Source organism: Acidobacteriota bacterium (assembly GCA_039030395.1).
Classification (GTDB): domain Bacteria; phylum Acidobacteriota; class Thermoanaerobaculia; order Multivoradales; family JBCCEF01; genus JBCCEF01.
The window spans coordinates 41221-62482 of record JBCCEF010000002.1; the positions used below are offsets into that span (position 1 = coordinate 41221).

Below are 21262 nucleotides of genomic sequence, written 5' to 3' on the forward strand. Positions count from 1 at the left end.
GACCTCTAGCCCTCTAGACCTCAGCCAGGTTGCCCTTGGTTTCCAGCCACTTGCGGCGGTCACCCGCCCTGCCGCGGGCGAGGAGCTTGTCGATGATGCGGTCCGTCTTGTCGCCTTCCGCGACGGTCAGGCGCACCAGCCGGCGGGTGTCCCGCGCCATCACCGTCTCGCGCAGTTGCAGGGGGTTCATCTCGCCTAGGCCTTTGAATCGCTGGATGTTGATCTTGGCCCGGCCGCCCTCGCGCTCCAGGCGCTCTTCGATGTCGCGACGCTCCTCGTCGTCCAAGGCGTAGAAGGTCTTCTTGCCCTGATCGATGCGGTAGAGCGGCGGCATCGCCAGGTACACCCGCCCGGCGGCCACCAGCGGCCGGAAGTGGCGCACGAAGAGGGCGCACAGCAGGGTGGCGATGTGGGCGCCGTCGGAGTCGGCGTCGGCCAGGATACAGAGCTTGCCGTAGCGCAGGTCGCCGAGCTTGGGAGAGCCCGGGTCCACCCCGATGGCGACGGCGATGTCGTGCACCTCCTGGGAGCCCAGGACTTCCGCCGAATCCACCTCCCAGGTGTTCAGAATCTTGCCCCTGAGCGGCAGAATGGCCTGCGTTTCGCGGTCCCGCGCCTGCTTGGCCGAGCCGCCGGCGGAGTCGCCCTCGACCAGGAACAGCTCCGTCGATTCGAGATCCTGGCCGCTACAGTCGGAGAGTTTGCCGGGCAGCGCCGGGCCGGTGGTGACCCGCTTGCGCTTGACCTTTTTGCCGGCGCGGGCGCGCGCCTGGGCGCTGTCGATGGCGAGCTGGGCGATGCGCTCGCCGTCCTCGGTGTGCTGGTTGAGCCACAGGCTGAAGGCGTCCTTGACGGCGCCGGAGACGAACTGGGCGACATCGCGGTTCGACAGGCGTTCCTTGGTCTGGCCGGAGAACTGCGGCTCCTTGACCCGCGCCGACAGGATGTAGCTACAGCGCGACCAGACGTCGTCCGGGCTGATCTTCAAGCCCCGGGGGAGCAGATTGCGAAAGTCGCAGAACTCCCGGAGGGCCTCCGTCAAGCCGGTGCGGAAACCGTTGACGTGGGTGCCGCCCTGGGCGGTGGGGATCAGGTTGACGTAGCTCTCGCCCACCGGTTCGCCCTCGTCCGCCAGCCACAGAACCGCCCAGTCCACCTCCCGGTCGGCCTCCTTGAAGTTGCCGCCGAAGGGCTGTTCCGGCACCCGCTCCGCCTCGCCGACCTCTTGCAGCAGGTAGTCCTCCAGGCCATCCTCGAAGAACCACTCGTCGTCGCGTGAGGGATCGCCCTGGTCGACGAAGCGGATGCGCAGACCGGAGCACAGCACCGCCTTGGCGCGCAGAGCGTGCTTCAACCGGCGCACGTTGACCTTGGGCGAATCAAAAAACTGTGGATCCGGCCAGAACTGAATGGTGGTGCCGGTATTGCGCTGGCCCACCGAGCCCACCACCGCCAGTTCGCTGGTCTTCTCGCCGTCGGCGAAGGTCATGCGGTGTTCTTTGCCGCCCCGGCGAACGTTCACTTCCAGGCGCTCGGACAGGGCGTTGACCACCGACACGCCGACGCCGTGCAGGCCGCCCGAAAAGCGGTAGTCCTTGTTCGAGAACTTGGCGCCGGCGTGCAGCCGAGTGAGGATCACCTCGACGCCGGAAACGCCCTCATCGGCGTGCCGATCCACCGGCATGCCGCGGCCATCGTCGCGCACCGAAACGGAGCCGTCGCCGTGCAGGGTGGTGACGATCTCCCGGCAGTGGCCGGCGATCGCCTCGTCGACGCTGTTGTCGACCACCTCCTGGACGAGGTGGTTCGGGCGCTCCGTCTGGGTGTACATGCCGGGGCGCTTGCGCACCGGCTCCAGACCGGTCAGGACTTCAATCGATGAGGCGTCGTAGGCGGTGGACATGGGAATGGGCGCCGCGCGCGGCGGAGTCATAGTAACCGAATCCACCTGTCGAGTGGGCGCAAAAGTCTACTCGCCGGGACGGGCGATATTTGCAAAAACTCCTGTATACTCACTTGCAAGGAATAGCAATTCAGTGCTTCGGAACGGACTCGCCCCCTCGGGGGTCTCGGAGGTGCACGATGCGGCAGACTCTGCGGGCCTTGGCAGTTTCACTGGCGTCGTTCGTGGTGGTCATCCCGAGTGTGGTCGGTGCCGAGGGTAGCGAGGCCGGAAAGCGCTCGGCGACCGTGATCGTGCTGCTCTACGACGGCGTGGAGCTCATGGATTTCGCCGGTCCCGTCGAGGTCTTCACCTCGGCCAACGAGGTCCATCCGGAGGACCCCTTCCGGGTCGTCCTGGCGGCCGAGCAACGCCAGCCTATCGCTACCCACAACGGCCTTGCCGTGGTTCCCGACTGTGCCTTCGCAGACTGCCCCGAGGCGGACCTTCTAGTCGTACCCGGTGGCACCGGCGTGATGGCCGCGATGGCCCATCCGCCGCTGATGACGTATTTGCAGAGTTCCGCAGAGCAGGCGGATCGGGTGATGTCCGTCTGCGTTGGAGCCTTTCTCCTCGCCCGGGCGTCTCTCCTGGAGGACCAGCAGGCAACGACTCACGAGCGGGGCCTCGGTTACCTGACCCAACTCGCTCCGACCGCGAAGGTCGTTTCCGATGTGCGGTTTACGGACAACGGCCGAGTCCTGACCTCAGGAGGAATGACCGCCGGAATCGACCTCGCTCTGCATCTGGTGGGGGAGTTGGTCGGCGATCAGCACGAAACGGCGACGCGCCGGTACATGAACTATCCAGTCATAACGGAGGATGCGCCGGGCTTCCGGGGCGATGAAGGCCCGGAAGAGGCGTCCGAAGCTCCTCTCCAGGAAGGATGACGATGACTCTGACACGACGGGACTTGGTGGTCCGCGGAGCGATGGCTTCGGCGGCCCTGGCGGCCTATCCCTTCGAAGTGCGAGGGGCCTCGGAAGAGCCCCTGCAGCGGGAAGGCTCTGGCAAGCAAGTGGTGGTGTTGGGTGCCGGGTTAGCGGGACTCTCGGCGGCCTGGGAGTTGTCCCAGGCGGGCCACGAGGTCACCATCCTCGAAGCGCAGACCCGCCCCGGAGGCCGGGTCAAGACCTGGCGTGAACCGTTTTCCGACGGCCTGCACGTCGACATCGGAGCGAGTGAGATTCCCGACAACCACGACCAGGTTTTGAAGTACGTTGACTTGTTCGGCCTCGAACTCATTCCATGGCTCGATGCCTCGGTGGCCGGCAAGGGATCGGTTCTGCATCTCAACGGCAAGCGCATTCGGACCGACTCAGGTCAGGGTGCTCCGCTGTCTCTGACCGACGCCGAGAGGGAGATGGGAAACATGGGGATGGTGGTGAAGTACTACCACCATGCGGTCAAGGAGATCGGCGATCCCCTGTCCGCGGGCTGGCCGCCGCCCGAACTCGCTCGCTTCGATGACCTTACGGTGGCGGATCTGATTCGTTCCAAGGGGGCCTCGCGAGATGCCCTCAAGGCGCTCAAGGTTCAGTTCTTTCTCGATCTGCCGGGCAATGGAGTGGACGAGACTTCGGCTCTCTACCTCCTGCGCGACTCGCTCCTCAGCCCGGGGGGGCACCAGATTCACAAGCTGAAGGGCGGCATGGACAAGCTGCCTATGGCCTTTGCCGAGCGCCTGCGAGAAAACATCCACTACGGTGCTGTGGCTCGACGAATCGAACACGGCGACGAAGGAGTCACGGTCGCCTACGAGCAGGCTGGCAAGGTGAGCCGCATCAGCGGTGATCACCTCGTTTGCACGATCCCGTTCTCGGTCCTCCGTTTTCTCGAGATTGAGCCGGCCTTTTCGCCGCCGAAGCAGCGCGCCATCCAGGAACTCGCCTATTGCTCGAACACCCGGTTGTTCTTGCAAACGGACGATCGGTTTTGGTTGGAAGACGGTCTCTCGGGTTTCGCTTACACCGACCTACCGATCAAGTACGTCTTCGATTCCACCAGCGATTCGGAGGTCGGTCGCGGGATGCTGGAGATCTACACTTCCGGCGCCGAAGCCCGGCGCTTCGCCGCTCTGAACGACGATGATCGCTTTGAATTGGCGCTGAGGGATCTAGAGAAGGTGTATCCGAATATCCGAGATCATTTTGAGGGCGGGGCGATCAAGTGCTGGGACGATGACAGGTGGGCGCGCGGGGCGTACTCGTATTTCCGCCCGTCCCAGATGCTCGAGCTGTTGCCCCACATCGCGCCGGCCGAAGGCCGAGTTCACTTCGCCGGCGAGCACGCGTCGGCGTATCCCCATTGGATGCAGGGTGCCCTCGAGTCGGGGAATCGGGTAGCGCACGAGATCAACGAGGCTTGACGACGGGTATCCCGAGCTTCGAACTGCAGCCGGTCACTGGGAGAGAAATCAATGGCAGAGATGATGCGCGAGCTTCGCGTCGCCTTTCGCTCGCTCGTTCGTTCGCCGGTGTTCAGCTTGGTGGTCATTCTGACCATGGCTCTGGCAGTGGGCGCGAATACCGCCATCTTCAGCGTCGTCAACGCAGTCTTGCTGCGGCCCCTCCCATATCCTGAGGCCGACCGTCTCATCACCGTCTGGCAAGCCAGTCCGGCCCAAGGAGCTGGATTGCAGCCGGTGGCACCTGCGGACTATTACGACTATCGAGAAGCGACTGCCTTCGAGGGCATGACCGGCTATCACCCGTGGGTTCATACCCTCACTGGCGGCGGCGAGCCGGTGGCCGTTCGCACTGGCGTCGTGGACGAGGCCTTCTTCGGAGTGGTTGGCGTTCCGCCGGCCCATGGTCGGACCTTTCGAGCCGAAGAGATTCATGCTTCCGGCGAAAAGTTGGTCGTCCTCGGTCATGATCTCTGGCAGGGGCGCTACGGAGGCCGAGAGAATGTGCTGGGGGAGGCGCTGCTCCTGGACGGCGAGCCCTACTCGATCATCGGCGTGATGCCGAAGGGTTACGATTTTCCCTACGAGTCCGCGTTGTGGCGTCCGATCCATCTGAGCCCTGAAACGGCTCGGCGCGATTTCCAGTATCTACGGGTGGCCGGTCGATTGGCGCCGGAAGCCACCCAGCCCTCCGCCTTGACCGAACTCCAAGGCATCGCGGAGCGACTGGAACAGGCGCACCCGGAGACCAACCGGGAGCGCACGGTGCGGTTGAGCAGTCTGGCGGAGCAAACCCACGGGGATCTTCGTCCTGCACTGCTGGTCCTTGTCGGAGCGGTGGCGATGGTGTTGCTCATCGCCTGCGTCAACCTTGCCGGCCTGATGCTGGCCCGCGGCGTGGGGCGCCAGAACGAACTGGCGGTTCGCAGCGCCTTGGGCGCCAGCCGTCGGCAGATCTCGTTTCGCCTTTTGCTTGAGAGTCTCTTGCTGGCCTTTGCCGGCGGCGCTATCGGCCTGATGCTGGCCGCCTTCGGAGTCCGTTGGCTGGTGAGCTTGAGCCATCGGCCAATCCCCGGCGCCGAGGGTTCGCTCATCGACGGTCGGGTTCTGTGGATGACCTTGGGCGTTGTCATCGCGGCCGGCTTCGCCTTCGGCCTGTTGCCGGCGCTGCGCCTCTCGCGGCCGGAGCTCAAGGACTTCTTGCGCGCCGGTAGCCGCTCCACCGGCACCGGATTGCCGCGCCTGCGGGCGACTCTAGTGGTTTGCCAGGTCGGTCTCGCCGTGATTCTGTTGGTCGGCGCGGGCCTGTTGATCCGCACCTTCTTGAATCTGCGGCAGGTGGAGCCTGGATTTCGGACGGCAGGAGTGCTGGCGGCTCAGATCGCACTGCCGCCGGCTCGCTACGGCGAAGCCGCGCGCACCAATGCCTTCATCGACGGCCTGCTCGAGGCGATAGGAGCGCTGCCCGGTGTGCGTTCTGCCAGCTTGTCTCTGGCCTTACCGATGAACGGCGGAATGACCGTTGACAACGTCTTTTCGATCGAAGGACGCGAGACTTCCACCGGCCGAGAGCGGGTCGCGTTCCTGCGACCGGTGAGCCCGGGCTTTTTCGATACTTTGGGTATTCAGCTACTGGCCGGTCGCACCTTCGACAAGCGGGATCGGGAACTGGCCCAACAGGTCGTTGTTGTGAATCGGGCCCTGATCGAAAGCCATTTCCCGCAGGACGATCCGATCGGAGAATTCATCACCGTCGGAGCCTCACTCGGTTCTCTCGGCGGATTCGACGACATTCCGCGGGAGATCGTGGGGGTGGTGGACGACATCAAGCACACCGGTCTCAGCGAAGTGACCCGGCCCGAGATCTATTTGCCCCTCGCGCAAGGAACCTGGCGCAATTTCCAACTCGCCGTGCGTTCCGAAACCTCGCCTCTGAGCCAGGTGGACGCGATGCGCGAAGCCGTTTGGGCGCTCGATGAATCGCTGCCGGTCACCCGTGTTCGACTGTTAGAGGAAGACGTCGCGGATTCGGTGGCGCAGCCGCGCTTCTCGATGATCCTCCTGACCCTCTTCGCCGGCCTCGCGTGTTTGTTGGCGCTGGTCGGCGTCTACGGATTGGTGGCTTTCACAGTGGCTCGTCGTTCGCACGAGATGGGGGTTCGAATGGCTCTCGGAGCGCGGCGGAGGGATGTCTTGTCAATGATCTTCCGGCAGGGAATGACCCTGGTCGGGGTAGGACTGATCCTCGGCGCAATGGGAGCCTTCGGGCTCTCGCGTCTACTGGGGAGCCTACTCTTCGGCACCTCGCCTACCGATTGGGCGACCTTTGCATGGGTCCTGGCGATCTTTGCCGTCGTCGCCTGGGTGGCTACGGCCATCCCCGCTCATCGCGCCACGCGGGTGGATCCGGTCACCGTCTTGCGCGAGACCTGAGCGGTCGCCCGGTGGACACCTAGTCCGTCTTTTTCACCAGCCTTGTGCTGCGAGGGTCGTATGCGTCCGGGCTAGGCCGGGGTTGGCGAGTTCCCACGTCGATATGATTATGTATTCACTCATTTAAATTATTTGACTTTACTCTCTATAAGTTGTAACCTCTCGAATGGTATTAAAAAACAAGGGATGGCGCGCAGGGGTTCATCCAAGCCTGTCCGAGCGTCGCGTGAGGAGGTGAGTCCGGTGCACTAGTCACCCCGCAGACCTGGTCAGTTCAGTTTTTAATAAATTTTTACCTACAAGGAGTAGCCATGAAGAAGACCCTTCTATTTGCAGCGTTGGTGTCTCTGGTCGCGGTTCCGGCACTGGCCGGCGGGTCCCTCTCGGTAAGCAACTTCCCCACAGCCGGGGAGTACGTCATTAACTCCCATCCCAGCTTCCTGATCAACGTCGGCGACACCAAAGAGGTCATCGAGTGTGACGCGACCCTTCGCCTGCGCGCTTCCGATCCGTACGTCACCGCTTCCGGTGCAAAGCGCGTCGATCTGACCGTCCTCGACTGGAAGGCCGATGGCTTCTCCAAGCTGCTCGACGGCGAGTTGAATTTCCGCATGCGCCAAGGCGCCGAACCCGTTGGTGAGAGCTACGTCGAGAGCTACCAGCAGGCCGGCACCCATGACTTCCCGGCCCAGGCGCAGTTCGCGGTGCCGTATGAGGTCGAAACTCCCTTCGGTACGATCGCTGGCCTGCACGGCATCACCCGCGGCTCGATCAAGGCCTTCCCGCCTTCTGGCGACATCTTCCTGATGGAAAAGGGCGATATCGGCGATCTGATGGCCGACATCATGCCGGCTCCGCTTTCCGCCCTGTCAGCGGCTGGCGATACGCGCGAGGAAACTGTCGAGGTGCAGCCGATTTCCTGCCTTTGCCCCGCAGCCGATGCGGCACCGGTCGACCGTCCGGCGTCACCGGCCGATTCTCCCTAGGCAACGGACAGGTCTGGCTCAGTATTTTTGGGCTGGTGCCCCGGGTTCGCGAGGATCCGGGGCATCCGTGTTTCTAGCCTGGAATTCCCTCCTGCATCCTACCGAGTTGAAATCCCCTCCATTTACCGGATTCTTCGGCTCTTCGAGATACCGAGCGTACCTTGAACCTCCGGGACACGAACTCCCTTTTGGCTACGGGCCACACTACGACCTCTATCGATTGGAAGTGGATGACAGGGGATAACGAAGAGCGAGCGTTGGAGAGAAAAGGCCTCGCTTTCTTGTTACCGGGCGGCAAACCTTCGACGGCTCATCCAGGTCGCCATGCCGACCAGCGTTAGAACGCTGGAGGCAATCAAGGCGGCGCTGACCAGAACTCCCAAGCGGGCATTGGAGGGCACCTGCGACGCTAGCAGGACTCCGAAACCGAGCGCGAGCGCGAAGGTGTCAGCCAGGATTGCCGGACCGGTCGCTCGTAGAGCGCTCTCGACCGGGTCAGTCCTACCTTCGGCGGTGCCGCGGAGGGATTGTTCATAGAAGTGCAACGCGAAGTCGACGCCGACACCCAGCACGATGGCGCAGAACATCGAAGTCGCCACGCCGAGCGGGATCCCCAGCCACCCCATGACTCCGAAAATCCACAGCACCGCTAGTGCTGCCGGCGTCACCACCAGCAGTCCGGTACGGAGCGAGCCGTAGATCAGCGTAGCCGTCAGCAAGGCACCTAGCAGAGCCGTGATGACGGAAAGCACCTGGGTTCGGACAATGGCGGGAATCATCGCCTGGCTCACCGCGACATCGCCGGCGAAGGCAATCTCGCCGCCGAGCGGGGCCAAGATACGCTCCGCTTGAGATTCGGCGAACCTCATCAGCGAGGCCGTATCCCTGAAGTTGGCGGCCTTCAGGAAGAGCGTAACAACCCCTCGATTCCCTTCATCGTCGATCACTTCACGACGCCGATGTTCGCCGCGGCCTTGTTTGAAGCGCTTGAAGACCAGATCCGTGCGGTAGGGATCTTCTGGGATCGATCGAGTCCCGGGACGCCGGCCGAGCCAAAGGTAGGAAACAGCCGTCATATGGCTATAGGGCCCAAGCAGGCCCCCGACGGTAGGGTGTTCATTCAATGCATCTTCGAATTGACCGATTGCGTTCAGAACCTGTGGGTCGAGGTAGGGCGCTAAGACATCCTCACCCGCTTTGGGGCGGTTGGGAAAGCCGATGTGAACCAAGAGCTGATGGGTGCCGTGGAGCTGCTCGTTGACTCGCGACGTCTGCTGAAAGAACTCACTCGATGTCGAAAAGCCGTCGAGCCAACTGTCCTGAACTTCGATCCGGCTCACGCCGAAGGCCGCGACCATGCTAACTGCCGCTACGGCGCCCAGGGTGATCGTCGGCCGGCGATGCATCGCCGACATGCGGCGGAGCACTGGTGCGATGAACCGTCGGTGTCCGGTCGGACGATCGAGATATCGACGAGGCAACAGCGAGAAAGCAGCTGGAATGGCGGTCAGACTGCAGACCAGGCAGAAAGCGATTCCTAGAGAAGTGAACAAGCCCAGGGAGCGCACCGGCCCGATCGACGAACTGACGAAGGACAAAAAGGCGATGGCGGTGGTCAGTGAAGTGAGAACCAGCGGCACGCCGACCCGGTCGAGCGCTCGTCGAGCGGCCTGTTTGGACGTGGCCTCGGGATCGGCGGCGAGGGACCTCTGAGTGTGCCAGAGAACGTGAATCTCGTCCGTCAAGCCGATGGCGGTGAGGATGACCGGCATGGTGGCGGTCGTTAGGTATACCGGTATTCCGATCCAGCCCATGACGCCAAAGACGAAGATTTGACAGAGAGCGACCTCGGCGAGGGCGATGACCACGCCGGCCACGCTGCGACAGCCGATCCACAGCACCAGCGCCATGAAGAAGAACGACAGTGGCAGGAGGAGTCGGAGATCTTCGAGGATGTGCAGGCCCAGCTGGCTCTCGGCCACCGGCGCCCCCACCACGGAAATGCGGTGGCTTTCATCTGCCAGCGGCTCCACGGCGCTTCGGATTTGGCGATAGAGACGGTCCCGACTCGCCCATCCGGCGTCCTTCGGCGCTCCGATGAAGATGGCGGCGGCACGGCGGTCGGCGGAGACGAGGGTACCTTCGACGATGCCGGCGGCCGTGATGTCGATGCGCAGGATTTCCATCAATTTTTCGTTGATGGGCAGAGGATCGAGGAAGGTGCGGAAGGACACGGTCCCGGGATAAACCCGGTCGCGTTTTTCCGTCGCTAGGCTCATTACGTGGCGGCGCCCGATGTCATCGAGGGCGGCGATTCGCTGGCTGGCTTCGACCACCCGCTCGAGGGTGGGAAGATTGAAGATTCCTTCCGGTTGGTCCGTTTCGATCAGCACCACGATGGGGTCGCGCAGCTCGAAGTGCTCCCGAACCTCTTGGTCGAAGATCACCGCCGGGTTGTTCTGCGGGACCAGCGATTGACCATCCGTCGCCAACTCCAACCGCCACAGGCCAGGAGCGGCCAGCGCCACCGCCAAACCTAGAAGCGCTAACGTCCAACCGGGGTGTTCGAGGGTGCGATCAGCCCATCTTCCGATCGAGCGCTGCAGCATCCAGAAGATCTCCCCGAGTCGATGGAAGGGTTGTCCTGAAGTTGAAGGTAGAATATCTCCTACAGACTATGAGCGAGTGGATATATTGTCAATGAAGAGTATGGCCCGAGCGTTGGGCCTGCTGGTGGGCCTCTGGACGCTGACCGCTGAGGCCTTGCCGGGGCTTTCCCTGGAGCCCTTCCCATGGATGTCTGGAGCGGAGAAGTCCGTCGCCGCCGAGCTCGGGCGTCTGCGAGTACCCATCGATCACCGCCGGCCGGCTTCCGGGGAATGGACTCTCGCCTTCGTCAGGCTGCCGGCGATTCATCCGGGAAGCGGGCCACCGATTGTCTACCTGGCCGGAGGGCCGGGTGGTTCCGGCATCGACGCCCTGGACGGCCCGCTGATTCCTTTCTTCCAACGTCTGCGGGAATTCGGCGACGTGATCGCCCTCGATCCCAGGGGCGTGGGCCGATCGCAGCCGCGGCTCCATTGCCGAGCCAGTTGGCGCCTTCCGGTGGAGCAACCTCTTTCACCGCTAGCCATGTTGACTCATGCTCGGCAAGGGGTGTCCGAGTGTGCCCAGCGTTTGGCCGGCGAGGGTGTTCGTCTGGAGGCCTTGACGACAGCCGCGAACGTCGAGGATCTGGAGGTCCTACGGCGCGGCCTGGGAGCTGAAGCGCTGCGCCTGGTCGGCTTCAGTTATGGGTCCCAGTGGGCTCTCGAAGCCATTCGGCGTGATCCGGAACGAGTGACGTCGGCGGTTCTCTTAGGGGTCGATGAGCCGAGCGGTACTTTCAGCTTGCCTCACTCCGTCGATGCCCGATTCGACGAGCTGGTGTCCAATCATGGTGAAGACCTCCCGGCCGTTGCTCGGCGCGTCAAGGCCCGTTTGGAGCTCCAGCCGGCAACTGTCGAACTGCCAGGACCGGACGGTGGAACGCCCCGACGAATCGTCGTCGGCCCCTTCGACTTTCAGCTTTGGATCATTGCCGCGCTCAGTCGGCAGGAGGGGGTCCAGGCCCTCCCGGCGGTCTTGCGGGCCATGGACAAGGGTGAATTCAACCGATTGGCGGAGGACGCGTGGCGCCGACGCAAGGGCTGGCTTGGGTCTCTGGTGCCCTACCTGGTGCGCTGCGCTACGCCGCTTTCGAAAGATCGCCGGCGGATGATCGATCGGCAGCGAAGGCATAGTCTGCTGGGTCGTGCGGTGGATTTTCCTTTTCCTGATCTCTGTGATGCGGTGCCAACGGAGGTTTCGGAAAGCGAGTTCGGGCAAGCGGATGCGGAGATTGGCGTTCCGGTCCTGCTCATCAGTGGTTCCCTGGACGGACGAACCCCTCCTGCGCGGGCGGTGGCCGCCAGCCGCCGGCTGTCCCGGGCATCGCTCGAAACGGTGGTGGCCGGCCATGGTGCCGAGCTAGCCCTCGAGAGCGTCGATCTGGTGGTGGATTTCCTGAGACGGACCGCCCGTAAGTCCTCCGGGGAGTCTCCGACTTGCGCAAATCGATAGCTGTGCATAGTTGAAAGCAATTTGTTAGTTTGGTATTATCAAACCATTGATTCTGGAACGGATACGCGCTTTTCTAGGGGAGGAGGTTGCGATGGCGAAGAGTCCTGTCGTGGAGGACGTTGACGCTTTTTGAGTCATATCTAGAAGCGTCTACGTTGAGGCTCTTAGAGCGACTCGGGACTCAGAGGTGAAAAACGCCGGGACCGTGAAGACCAGCCGTGAGCGATGAAACGCCGCGATTCCTCCCGGAGAGCTGCTTCCGGGGGCGATAACAATGGAAGGGCGTAGAGGTCGATGGGAAACTTGAGCCGCAGAGTTTTCGGGGTCGATGCGAAGGAGGCGTCCTTCGAAACGCGCGGATTCTGGGGAGATCCCGAGGTCTGCTCCCGCCTGGAATCGATCGCCGCCACCTTCCTCGTCGGCTACCACGCCGCCCTCGAAGATCCGCGGCCGGGCCCCCTCACCCGCCGCCTGCGAGACGTTCCCCACACCGCCCGGGGCTGGGCCTACGAAGGCGCCGGCATGGGCGTGACGGTGCTCGATTCCCTCACCCCCTGGCGGGCCCCTCGCCGGCTGCGCGCCGTGCTGGCGGATTCCGCCGGGCCCTACACCTACCTGGTACACGTCGGCGCCGGTTGGGCGCTGGCGCGGCTGCACCTGCCGGTCGGCTGGCTGCTGCGCCGCCTCGATCCGCTCCTCGGTTGGCTGGCCCTCGATGGCTTCGGCTTTCACGAAGGTTTCTTCCATCCCGACCACACCCTCGACAAGCGCGGTGTGCCCTCTCGCCTGAAGGGCTACGCCCGGCGCGCCTTCGACCAAGGGGTCGGCCGCAGCTTGTGGTTCAGCCACGCGGCGGATGTCGAGCGGGTGGTCGCCCGCCTCGGTACCTTCGAGGCAAACCGCCGGTCCGACCTGTGGAGCGGCGTAGGGCTGGCCGCGACCTACGCTGGCTTCGTCAGTCGTGACGATCTCGTGCATTTGCGCCGATCGGCGGGTCCCCATCGCGCGGCCCTCGCCCAGGGATCCGCCTTCGCCGCCAAGGCCCGGCTGCGGGCCGGGCATCCCACGCCGGCAATGACCCTCGCCTGCGAAGTGCTGTGCGAGTCCGGCCCGGAGGTCGCGGCGGCGGTGACCGACCACGCCCTGGCCGACCTGCCGGAAGGACTGGGGCTCGATTCTCCGGCTCCCGCTTTCGAGGTGTGGCGCATGCGCATCCAGCAGCGCTGGGCCGACGCCGGAGTCGCCGCATGAGCCGCCGAGAAAGAGCTCCGTCCGCCGGCATCGCGCTGGTGGGTATGGCCTGCGAGTATCCGGACATCCACTCGCCGTCGGACCTGTGGGAGACGGTCCTCACCCGGCGCCGGGCTTTCCGGCGCTTCCCGGAAGAACGCCTGCGGCTGGACGACTACCAGAGCGACGAACGTTTGCCGGACACCACCTACGGCCGCCAGGGCGCGTTTCTGCAGGGCTACTCCTTCGATCGGGTGGGCTTTCGGGTGGCCGGCCGCACCTTCCGCTCCGCCGACTTCGCCCACTGGCTGGCCCTCGACGTGGCCTCCCGGGCGCTCGATGACGCGGGCTTCCCGGAGGGCGACGGCCTCGACCGGGAGATGACCGGGGTACTCCTCGGCAACACTCTCACCGGAGAGTTCTCGCGCGCCAATCTGATGCGTCTGCGCTGGCCCTACGTGCGTCACGTGGTGGGCGCCAACCTGCTGGCGGAAGGCTGGAGCGAAGAGCAGGCGAGCGCCTTCCTCGGCCGGCTGGAAGGAGCCTACAAGCACCCCTTCCCGGCGATGACCGAGGAGTCCCTGGCCGGCGGCCTGTCGAACACCATCGCCGGTCGGGTGTGCAACTACTTCGACTTCAAGGGTGGCGGCTTCACGGTGGACGGAGCCTGCGCCTCGTCGCTCCTCGCCACCTGCCAGGCGTGCTCGGCGCTGGTCGCCGGCGACCTCGACCTCGCCCTCGCCGGTGGGGTGGACCTGTCCCTCGATCCCTTCGAACTGGTCGGCTTCTCGATGACCGGTGCCCTGGCACCGGAAGAGATGCGGGTGTATGACAAGCGCTCCGCCGGTTTCTTCCCGGGAGAGGGCTGCGGCTTCGTGGTGCTGATGCGGGAAGAGGACGCCATCGCCCAGCGGCGGCGCATCTACGCCGTGATCCGCGGCTGGGGTGTGTCGTCGGACGGCTCCGGCGGAATCACCCGGCCGGAGGTCGAAGGCCAGGGGTTGGCGATCTCCCGGGCCTATCGCCGCGCCGGCTTCGGCATCGACACGGTTGGTTATTTCGAGGGCCACGGCACCGGCACCGGTGTGGGCGACGCGACGGAGCTGACGGCTCTCACCCGCGCCCGTCGCGCGGCCGATCCGGCAGCGCCGCCGGTGCCGGTGGGCACGATCAAGGGCAACTTCGGGCACACCAAGGCGGCGGCCGGAGTCGCCGGCCTGATCAAAGCGACGCAGGTGCTGGTGAACCATCTGATCCCGCCGATCACCGGCTGTGAAACGCCGCACGACCTGCTCGAAGAGGAGAATCCAGCCCTGCGGGTGCCCTTCGAGGCGGAGCTGTGGCCGCGCGACCGCCCGGTGCGCGCCGGGGTGAGCGCCATGGGCTTCGGCGGCATCAACACCCACCTGGTGCTCGAAGGGGAGCCCGTCGAGCGCCGCCGCAAGATCACCGCCCGGGAACGGGTTCTTCTCGCCACGCCGCAGGACGCGGAGCTGTTCTTCCTGCGGGCGGCCGGCAGCGAGGCCCTAGCGGAGCGGGTCCGCGGTCTCGCCGAATTGGCGGCGCGGCTGTCCCGAGCGGAGTTGACGGACCTGGCGGCGGTGCTGGCGGGCAGTCCGGAAATCGGCTTTCTGCGGGCGGCGGTGGTGGCCTCCACGCCGGCGGAGCTGGCCGAGCGGCTGGAACGGCTCGGCGAGTGGCTGGCGGCGGGAGTCGAGAGCCGGCTGGACGCGCGCCGCGGAGTCTTCTTGGGCGGCGGCTCGCGCACCGCCCGCATCGGTTTTCTCTTCCCGGGCCAGGGATCGCCCTCGCGCCGCGAGGCCGGTGGGCTCGGTCGCCGTTTCGAAGCGGTGGCGGACTTCTACGACGAGGTGGAACTGCCGGCGGGAGACAACGCGGTGGATACGGCCATCGCCCAGCCGGCGATTGTCGCCGCCGCGACGGCCGGCTTGCTCGCCCTGGAAGAAATGGGCGTCAAGGCCGAGTACGCCGTCGGCCACAGCCTCGGCGAGCTGGTGGCCCTCTACTGGGCGGGATCCCTCGGCGAGGAGGCGCTCCTCGCCTTGGCGACGGCCCGCGGGCGGGCGATGTCGGATCTCGGCGACGCTTCCGGCACGATGGCGTCGGTCAGCGCGAGCGCCGACACCGTGCGGGACCTGGCGGGCGCCGATGAGGTCAGCCTGGCGGCCCTCAACTCGCCCCACCGAACGGTGATCTCCGGTAGCAAAGATGCCGTGGACGGGGTGCTTCGTGCGGCTGCCATGAGTGACCTCCAGGCGACCCGGCTGCGAGTTTCTCACGCGTTTCACTCCCCCCTCGTCGCGGCCGCGGCGCCGCAGCTCGAGAAGGCCCTCGCCGGGGAGCGGCTGCTCCCGCCGCGGCGAACGGTGGTCTCCACGGTGACCGGTCGGGAGCTGTCGGCGGAGGACGATCTGGCCGCCCTGCTGGTGGAGCAGGTCACCTCGCCGGTGCGCTTCACCGAGGCCGTCGAGTCCCTGCGCGACGCCGTGGACCTGTGGATCGAGGTCGGTCCCGGACGGACACTGACCGGCCTGCTCGACGATTTCGACCTGGCGCCGGCGATCGCTCTGGACGTCGGTGGTGACTCTCTCAAAGGCTTGCTCGAAGCCGTCGGCGCGGCCTTCTGCCTGGGAGCGCCGGTCAATCCGGAAGTGCTCTTTGCCAGTCGCTTCAGCCGGCCCTTCGATCCCGCAGCGCCGCTCGAGTTTCTGGCCAATCCCTGCGAGGTGTTCGAGGATCGCGCCGATGGGGTGGAGAAGGCCGAGGTTCCGGCCGACCCGGTGGCTGCTGTGCCGGCGGCGGAGGCAAAGGAGAGTCCGGCGGAAGACCTGGCACCGATCGATCTGGTGCGGGAGCTGGTCGCCCACCGGGCCGAACTGCCGGCGGCGGCGATCGCCGCCGACAGCCGTCTGTTGAGCGATCTGCACCTCAACTCCATCTCCGTCGGTCAGTTGGTGGTGGAAGCGGCGCAGCAGCTCGGCCGCCAGTCGCCGGCCTCGCCCAACGACTTCGCCGACGCGACGGTGGCGGAGGTGACCGAGGCGTTGCTCGAAGGCGAAGAGCGCGCTGACGGGGCGGACGCCGCGGTGGAGGAAGGCCCGCCGCCGGGAGTCGGTTCCTGGGTCGCGGCCTTCGAGCAGATTTGGCAAGAGAAGGCGCTGCCGGCCGGCGGCGGCGATCTGGGGGGAGCCGATGGTGGCTGGACCGTCGTCGCGCCGCCGGGCCATCCTCTGGCGGCGGCCCTGGGCGCCGCCCTGACGGAGGGTGGCGGCGTGGCTCTCTGCCTGCCGGCGGAGCTGGACGAGGAGGCGGTGGATCTCTACCTGGAGGCCGCCCGTCCGCTGCTCGACGGCGAGGCCGCGCCGCGTTTTCTGGTGGTCCATGCCGGCGGCGGGGGCGGCGGCTTCGCCCGCACCCTCCACCTGGAGCATCCCGAAGTACATACGGCGGTGGTGGACGTGCCCTTCGAGGACCCCCGCGCCGCCGGTTGGGCGGCGGACGAGGCGCTGGCCGCCAACGGCTACGGGGAGGCCCGCTGGGATGCCGACGGCCGGCGCTACGTGCCGCACCTCGAGCACCGGCCGCTGGCTGCCACCTCCGCTGTTGGGGTCTCTGGCGCTGAGACCGAACCCCTGGGATCCGCCGACGTCCTGTTGGTCAGCGGCGGCGGCAAGGGCATCGCCTCGGAGTGCGCCCTGGACCTGGCCCGCCGCTCCGGCGCCCGCTTGATCCTCCTCGGCCGTTCGCGGCCGGAAGAGAGCCCCGAACTGGCCGCCAACCTCGATCGCTTCCGCGCCGCCGGGGTGGAGTTCCGCTATGTCTCCGCCGATGTCAACGACCCGGCGGCGGTCGCCCTGGCGGTGGCCGGCGCCCAGGAAGTGGTGGGTTCGGTGACCGGCCTGCTGCACGGCGCCGGCTTGAACACCCCGCGGCTGCTGGCCGCCCTCGACGGCAAGGCCTTCCGCCGCACCCTGGCGCCGAAGATCGGCGGCCTGCACAACATCCTGGCGGCGATCGAGCCGGAGCGGCTGCGGCTGTTGGTGACCTTCGGCTCGATCATCGCCCGCATGGGCCTGCGCGGCGAGGCGGACTACGCGACCGCCAACGAATGGCTCACCCTGGAAACGGAGCGTTTCGCCCGAGAGCACCCGAACTGCCGCTGCCTGGCCCTCGAATGGTCGGTGTGGTCCGGGGTGGGCATGGGCGAGCGCCTGGGACGGGTCGAGGGTTTGATTCGCGAGGGCATTACCCCGATCCCGCCGGAGCTGGGGGTCGATCTGCTGGCCCGCTGGATCGCCTCGCCGGAGGCGCCGGTGGCGATGGTCGTCGGCAGCCGCTTCGGTACCCCGCCGACGATGCGCCTGGCGCACCGGGAACTGCCGCTGCTGCGTTTCCTGGAGAGCCCGCGGGTGGTGTTCCCAGGAGTGGAGCTGGTGGTCGACAGCGAGATCTCCGGCGACAGCGATCCCTACCTGTCAGACCACGTCTTCCGCGGCGAGCGCTTGCTGCCGGCGGTGATCGGCCTAGAGGCGATGGCCCAGGCGGCGACGGCGCTTCTCGGCCGGGAGGACCTGCCGGTCTTCGAGCAGGCCGAGTTCCGCCGCCCGGTGGTGATCGCCGAGGGCCAAAGGGTCAGGTTGCGGGTGGCGGCGCTGGCCCGCTCGGACGGCCGGGTGGAGGTGGTTTTGCGCTCCTCCGGCAGCGACTTCAAGACGGACGATTTTCGTGCCCTTTGCCGCTTCTCGGAGCAGCCCGGAGAGCCGCCGCCGGCGGATTTCATCGCCTCGCCGTCCACCGCCAACGGCACGACTCTGCCGCTCGAGGCGGAAGGCGATCTCTACGGTCCGCTGTTCTTCCACACCGGCCGGTTCCGCCGTATCCAGGGCTACCGGGAGCTGTCCGCCCGGAGCTGCGTGGCGGACATTCCCGGCAACGGCGCCGTGCCGTGGTTCGGCCGCTACCTGCCGCCGCGCATGCTGTTGGGCGACGCGGCGGTGCGCGACGCGTTGCTGCACGGCATCCAGGTCTGCGTGCCCCACGCCACCATTCTGCCGGTGGGGGTGGACCGCATCGAGGTCTGTGAACTGTCGTCGAAGGCGGACTATGTGCTCTCCGCCCGCGAGCGCCGTCGCGAGGGCAACACCTTCGTCTACGACGTGGAGCTGTCTGACGGTTCCGGCCGCCTGTGCGAGCGCTGGAGTGGCCTGCGCCTTCAGGTGGTGGACCGCAACCGGCCGCCGGCGAGCTGGAAGACCCCGATCCTCGCCTCCTACGTCGAACGCCGGCTACAGGAGCTGCTGCCGGAAGATGGAGCCAAGCCGGCCGTGGCGATCCGCCAGCGAGAGTCCGCCGAACGGCAGGAGGACAGCGACCGCACCATCCGCGCGACCCTGCCCGAGGGCGGCGAGGCGGAAGTCCACCGGCGGCCGGACGGCAAGCCCGAGGCGAACGGCGGCGCCGATGGGGTAGAGGTGTCCGTCTCGCACGCCGGCGATCTGGTGCTGGCGGTGAGCGGCGAGGCGCCCCTGGGCTGCGACGCCGAAGCCGTCGCCGGGCGCGAGGCGGCGATGTGGAGCGACCTGCTCGGCGCCGATCGTTTCTCCTTGGCGGAGCGCATTGCCAGCGAGCACGACGAGAGCGCCGACCGGGCGGCCACCCGAGTGTGGGCGGCAGGAGAGTGCCTCAAGAAGGCCGGCACGCCGCACGACGCGCCTCTGGTTCTCGATCAGGTCACTGACGACGGCTGGCTGCTGCTGCGCTCCGGGTCCCTGGTCATCGGCACCCTGGTCGCGCCGGTCGACGGGTTTGCCGACGGTCTCGCCCTGGCGGTTCTCGCCGGTAGCCGGTAGGCCCTTCTGCCCTGGCTACGGCCGCGATAGGCTCTTCTCATGTCATCGCCGAAGAAAGTCTTCGAGATCCGCCACACGGTCGGCTTCGAAGAGACCAACCTGGTGGGCAACGTTTACTATGTCAACCACCTTCGCTGGCAGGGCCGCTGCCGGGAGATGTTCTTGAAAACCCATGCTCCGGGTGTGGTGCAGCAGATCGCCGACGGCTTGGCTCTCGCCACGGTGCGCTGCTCTTGCGACTACCTGGCGGAACTCGAAGCCTTCGACGAGATCGTCATCCGCATGACCCTGGGCCACCTGCAGCAAAACCGCATCGGTTTGCGCTTCGAGTACCTACGCGAGATTGGGGACGGACAGCTCGAGCTGATCGCCCGCGGCGAGCAGGAGGTCGCTTGTATGCAGCGCGAGGGCGAAGGCATGGCGCCGGTGAAGGTGCCGGACGAACTGCGCGAGGCGCTCCGCGCCTACGAGGCTTGACCACCCAGCCCGCCGCCGGCGGGTATCGAAGTGTTAGAATTCGCTGGCTCATCGGAACAAAGTAGCCACTCGGCCGTGCGCGCCGCCGTGCACACCGACTACCAATAGAGACCTCGCCAGAGGGGGGATTTTCATGTCATCTCGCCGATCGTTCGTAGGGTTTGTGCTCCTGTGCGCCGCCTTGACCGTTCTGTGCCTCGCGCCGCCGGCGCTGGGCGACGTTTTTTCTCCCAACTTGAAAGCCGACGGACCGCCGGGTCGTTGTGAAGCGGACTGCACCTTCCGGGAGGCGGTGCTCACTGCCAACTTCCGTCCGGGTGCGGACGTGGTGATGCTCGAAGCCGGATCGTACTCGCTGCGCCGCGGCGGCCGCGGCGAAGAGGTGGCCAGCACCGGCGATCTCGACGTCACCGATGACCTGACGGTGATCGGCGCCGGTGCCGACCGGACTTTCCTCGACGCCCGAGGCCTCGATCGCCTGTTCGACGTCAAGGGCAACGTCCGTTTGGAGCTGGTGGGTGTCACCTTGCGCAACGGCGATGCCGGCGGCGGTCACGGCGGTGCCGTGCGCGCGATCCATCCGGGCAGCGTCGTTCTCCTCAAGGGTGTGATGATCGAGGATAGCCGCGCGCCTTCGGGCGGCATGGGCGGAGCGCTCTTTTCCGGCGGCGTCGCGGAGGTGGTGGAGAGCGCCTTGATCGGCAACGCGGCCGAGATCTCCGGCGGCGCCATCGCCTCCGAAGGGATCCTGCGGGTGGTCGCTTCCACCTTCACGGGCAACGACGCGGAGTTCGAATATGGCGGCGGAATCTACCTCGGCAGCGGCGCCCTCCTCGACCTCGACCAGAGCACTCTGGTCGCCAACCGGGCGATGAAGGTCGGCGGCGCGCTGTATGTGCGCGCCGGCGGCGAGGCGCGGGTCGCCGGTTCCATTTTGGCTGCCAACCAGACCTGGTCCGGCGGCGCCGACTGCTCCGGTGCGGTGACCTCCGAGGGGCACAACCTGCTCTCCACCGGCAACGGCTGCGCCGGACTGCGGGAGGACGACATGTACGGCGGCGCCGAGCAGCTCGATCCGATGCTCGGCGCCCTCGGCCAGCACGGCGGCCCCACCCCGACCTTTGCTCCCCTCGCCGGCAGTCCGGTGCTCGACCGGGTGCCGCCGGAGCAGTGCGTAGCGCGCGATCAGCGCGGCGAGCGGCGCCTGCGGGACGGGGCGATGTGCGACGTGGGCGCCTTCGAGAAGTCCGACGCCTGCATCGCCGGGGCCGAGACCCTCTGCCTGGCGAACGGCCGATTCAAGATTTCCGTCGAGCACAGCGATGTGCGGGCCGAGAACGGCGGCGAGCCGGTGCCGGCGCGGGCGGCGAGCTGGACCGACGACACCGGCTACTTCTGGTTCTTCGATCCGGCCAACGTCGAGGTGATCGTGAAGGTGCTCGATGGCTGCAGCGCGGGTATCGACGGAGCGTGGGTGTTCGCCAGTGGATTGACCAACCTCGGCCTCGACCTGCGGGTGGAGGATCTTGCCACCGGCCGGTCCCACATCTACAGCCAGGACGCCGGCAAGCCCTTCGAGCCGATTCAGGACACCGGTACCTTCTCGTCCTGCGGCTGAGTTTGTGGTACTTTTCCGCCGACCCAACGGAGTGCTGAACTCGGCTTCGCCGAAGCATTTCAGCACCCGTTAGCCGTTGGTTTCTAGGAGGGCTAGGCGCCCCCTCGCCCGAAAAGAACAGAATTTCCGGGCTCACCCCATCCTCGGCAGCAGAGCTGCCCTGCGGGCTCGGTCGCAAACCTGTCGAGGATTCTCAAT

Annotated in this window: 11 protein-coding genes; 9 read left to right on the forward strand and 2 right to left on the reverse strand. The window is 66.2% G+C overall.

All coding sequences use genetic code 11. The annotated features are described in order from the left end of the window. Positions 1–13 precede the first annotated feature (13 nt). Complete coding sequence (gene parE, locus AAF481_02580) at positions 14–1903, reverse strand: DNA topoisomerase IV subunit B (protein ID MEM7480035.1); 1890 nt, start codon at positions 1901–1903, stop codon at positions 14–16. Positions 1904–2082: 179 nt separating this feature from the next. Between parE and AAF481_02585 the strand changes: the two genes are divergently transcribed. The 4 genes from AAF481_02585 (at position 2083) to AAF481_02600 (ending at position 7768) form a co-directional block, all read left to right on the forward strand. Further along, positions 2083–2832, forward strand: a complete 750-nt coding sequence (locus AAF481_02585; GenBank protein MEM7480036.1) for a DJ-1/PfpI family protein — start codon at positions 2083–2085, stop codon at positions 2830–2832. Between the two features lie 2 nt (positions 2833–2834). Then, complete coding sequence (locus AAF481_02590) at positions 2835–4310, forward strand: FAD-dependent oxidoreductase (protein MEM7480037.1); 1476 nt, start codon at positions 2835–2837, stop codon at positions 4308–4310. 51 nt (positions 4311–4361) lie between these two features. Continuing rightward, complete coding sequence (locus tag AAF481_02595; protein MEM7480038.1) at positions 4362–6782, forward strand: ABC transporter permease; 2421 nt, start codon at positions 4362–4364, stop codon at positions 6780–6782. Between the two features lie 311 nt (positions 6783–7093). Further along, positions 7094–7768 carry a hypothetical protein gene (locus tag AAF481_02600; GenBank protein MEM7480039.1) on the forward strand — a complete coding sequence of 225 codons (675 nt, stop codon included), beginning with the start codon at positions 7094–7096 and terminating at the stop codon, positions 7766–7768. A gap of 284 nt (positions 7769–8052) precedes the next feature. Here the strand turns inward: AAF481_02600 and AAF481_02605 are convergent, their stop codons facing one another. Continuing rightward, positions 8053–10377, reverse strand: coding sequence for an MMPL family transporter (locus AAF481_02605; protein ID MEM7480040.1), 2325 nt, complete (start codon positions 10375–10377; stop codon positions 8053–8055). Positions 10378–10468: 91 nt separating this feature from the next. Between AAF481_02605 and AAF481_02610 the strand changes: the two genes are divergently transcribed. From AAF481_02610 to AAF481_02630, 5 genes are all read left to right on the forward strand, one after another. Further along, positions 10469–11869 carry an alpha/beta fold hydrolase gene (locus AAF481_02610; GenBank protein MEM7480041.1) on the forward strand — a complete coding sequence of 467 codons (1401 nt, stop codon included), beginning with the start codon at positions 10469–10471 and terminating at the stop codon, positions 11867–11869. Between the two features lie 294 nt (positions 11870–12163). Then, a complete protein-coding gene (locus AAF481_02615; GenBank protein MEM7480042.1) occupies positions 12164–13120 on the forward strand; it encodes a DUF1702 family protein in 957 nt (318 codons plus the stop codon). Beyond that, positions 13117–18969, forward strand: a complete 5853-nt coding sequence (locus AAF481_02620) for an SDR family NAD(P)-dependent oxidoreductase (GenBank protein MEM7480043.1) — start codon at positions 13117–13119, stop codon at positions 18967–18969. Before AAF481_02615 ends, AAF481_02620 begins: the two co-directional genes overlap by 4 nt. 39 nt (positions 18970–19008) lie before the next feature. Next, the gene (locus AAF481_02625) at positions 19009–19446 is read left to right on the forward strand and encodes an acyl-CoA thioesterase (protein ID MEM7480044.1); all 438 of its coding nucleotides are present in this window, start codon (positions 19009–19011) and stop codon (positions 19444–19446) included. Positions 19447–19579: 133 nt separating this feature from the next. Next, on the forward strand, positions 19580–21064 hold the full coding sequence (locus tag AAF481_02630) for a choice-of-anchor Q domain-containing protein (GenBank protein ID MEM7480045.1): 1485 nt from the start codon (positions 19580–19582) through the stop codon (positions 21062–21064). The last annotated feature ends 198 nt before the right edge of the window (positions 21065–21262 follow it).

What these genes read in the sequence shown, in the direction of transcription:
- parE (MEM7480035.1), bottom strand. Translation starts at nt 1,903, where the DNA reads ATGTCCACCGCCTACGACGCCTCATCGATTGAAGTCCTGACCGGTCTG.
- AAF481_02595 (MEM7480038.1), top strand. Translation starts at nt 4,362, where the DNA reads ATGGCAGAGATGATGCGCGAGCTTCGCGTCGCCTTTCGCTCGCTCGTT.
- AAF481_02625 (MEM7480044.1), top strand. Translation starts at nt 19,009, where the DNA reads ATGTCATCGCCGAAGAAAGTCTTCGAGATCCGCCACACGGTCGGCTTC.
- AAF481_02600 (MEM7480039.1), top strand. Translation starts at nt 7,094, where the DNA reads ATGAAGAAGACCCTTCTATTTGCAGCGTTGGTGTCTCTGGTCGCGGTT.
- AAF481_02585 (MEM7480036.1), top strand. Translation starts at nt 2,083, where the DNA reads ATGCGGCAGACTCTGCGGGCCTTGGCAGTTTCACTGGCGTCGTTCGTG.
- AAF481_02620 (MEM7480043.1), top strand. Translation starts at nt 13,117, where the DNA reads ATGAGCCGCCGAGAAAGAGCTCCGTCCGCCGGCATCGCGCTGGTGGGT.
- AAF481_02590 (MEM7480037.1), top strand. Translation starts at nt 2,835, where the DNA reads ATGACTCTGACACGACGGGACTTGGTGGTCCGCGGAGCGATGGCTTCG.
- AAF481_02630 (MEM7480045.1), top strand. Translation starts at nt 19,580, where the DNA reads ATGTCATCTCGCCGATCGTTCGTAGGGTTTGTGCTCCTGTGCGCCGCC.
- AAF481_02605 (MEM7480040.1), bottom strand. Translation starts at nt 10,377, where the DNA reads ATGCTGCAGCGCTCGATCGGAAGATGGGCTGATCGCACCCTCGAACAC.
- AAF481_02615 (MEM7480042.1), top strand. Translation starts at nt 12,164, where the DNA reads ATGGGAAACTTGAGCCGCAGAGTTTTCGGGGTCGATGCGAAGGAGGCG.
- AAF481_02610 (MEM7480041.1), top strand. Translation starts at nt 10,469, where the DNA reads ATGAAGAGTATGGCCCGAGCGTTGGGCCTGCTGGTGGGCCTCTGGACG.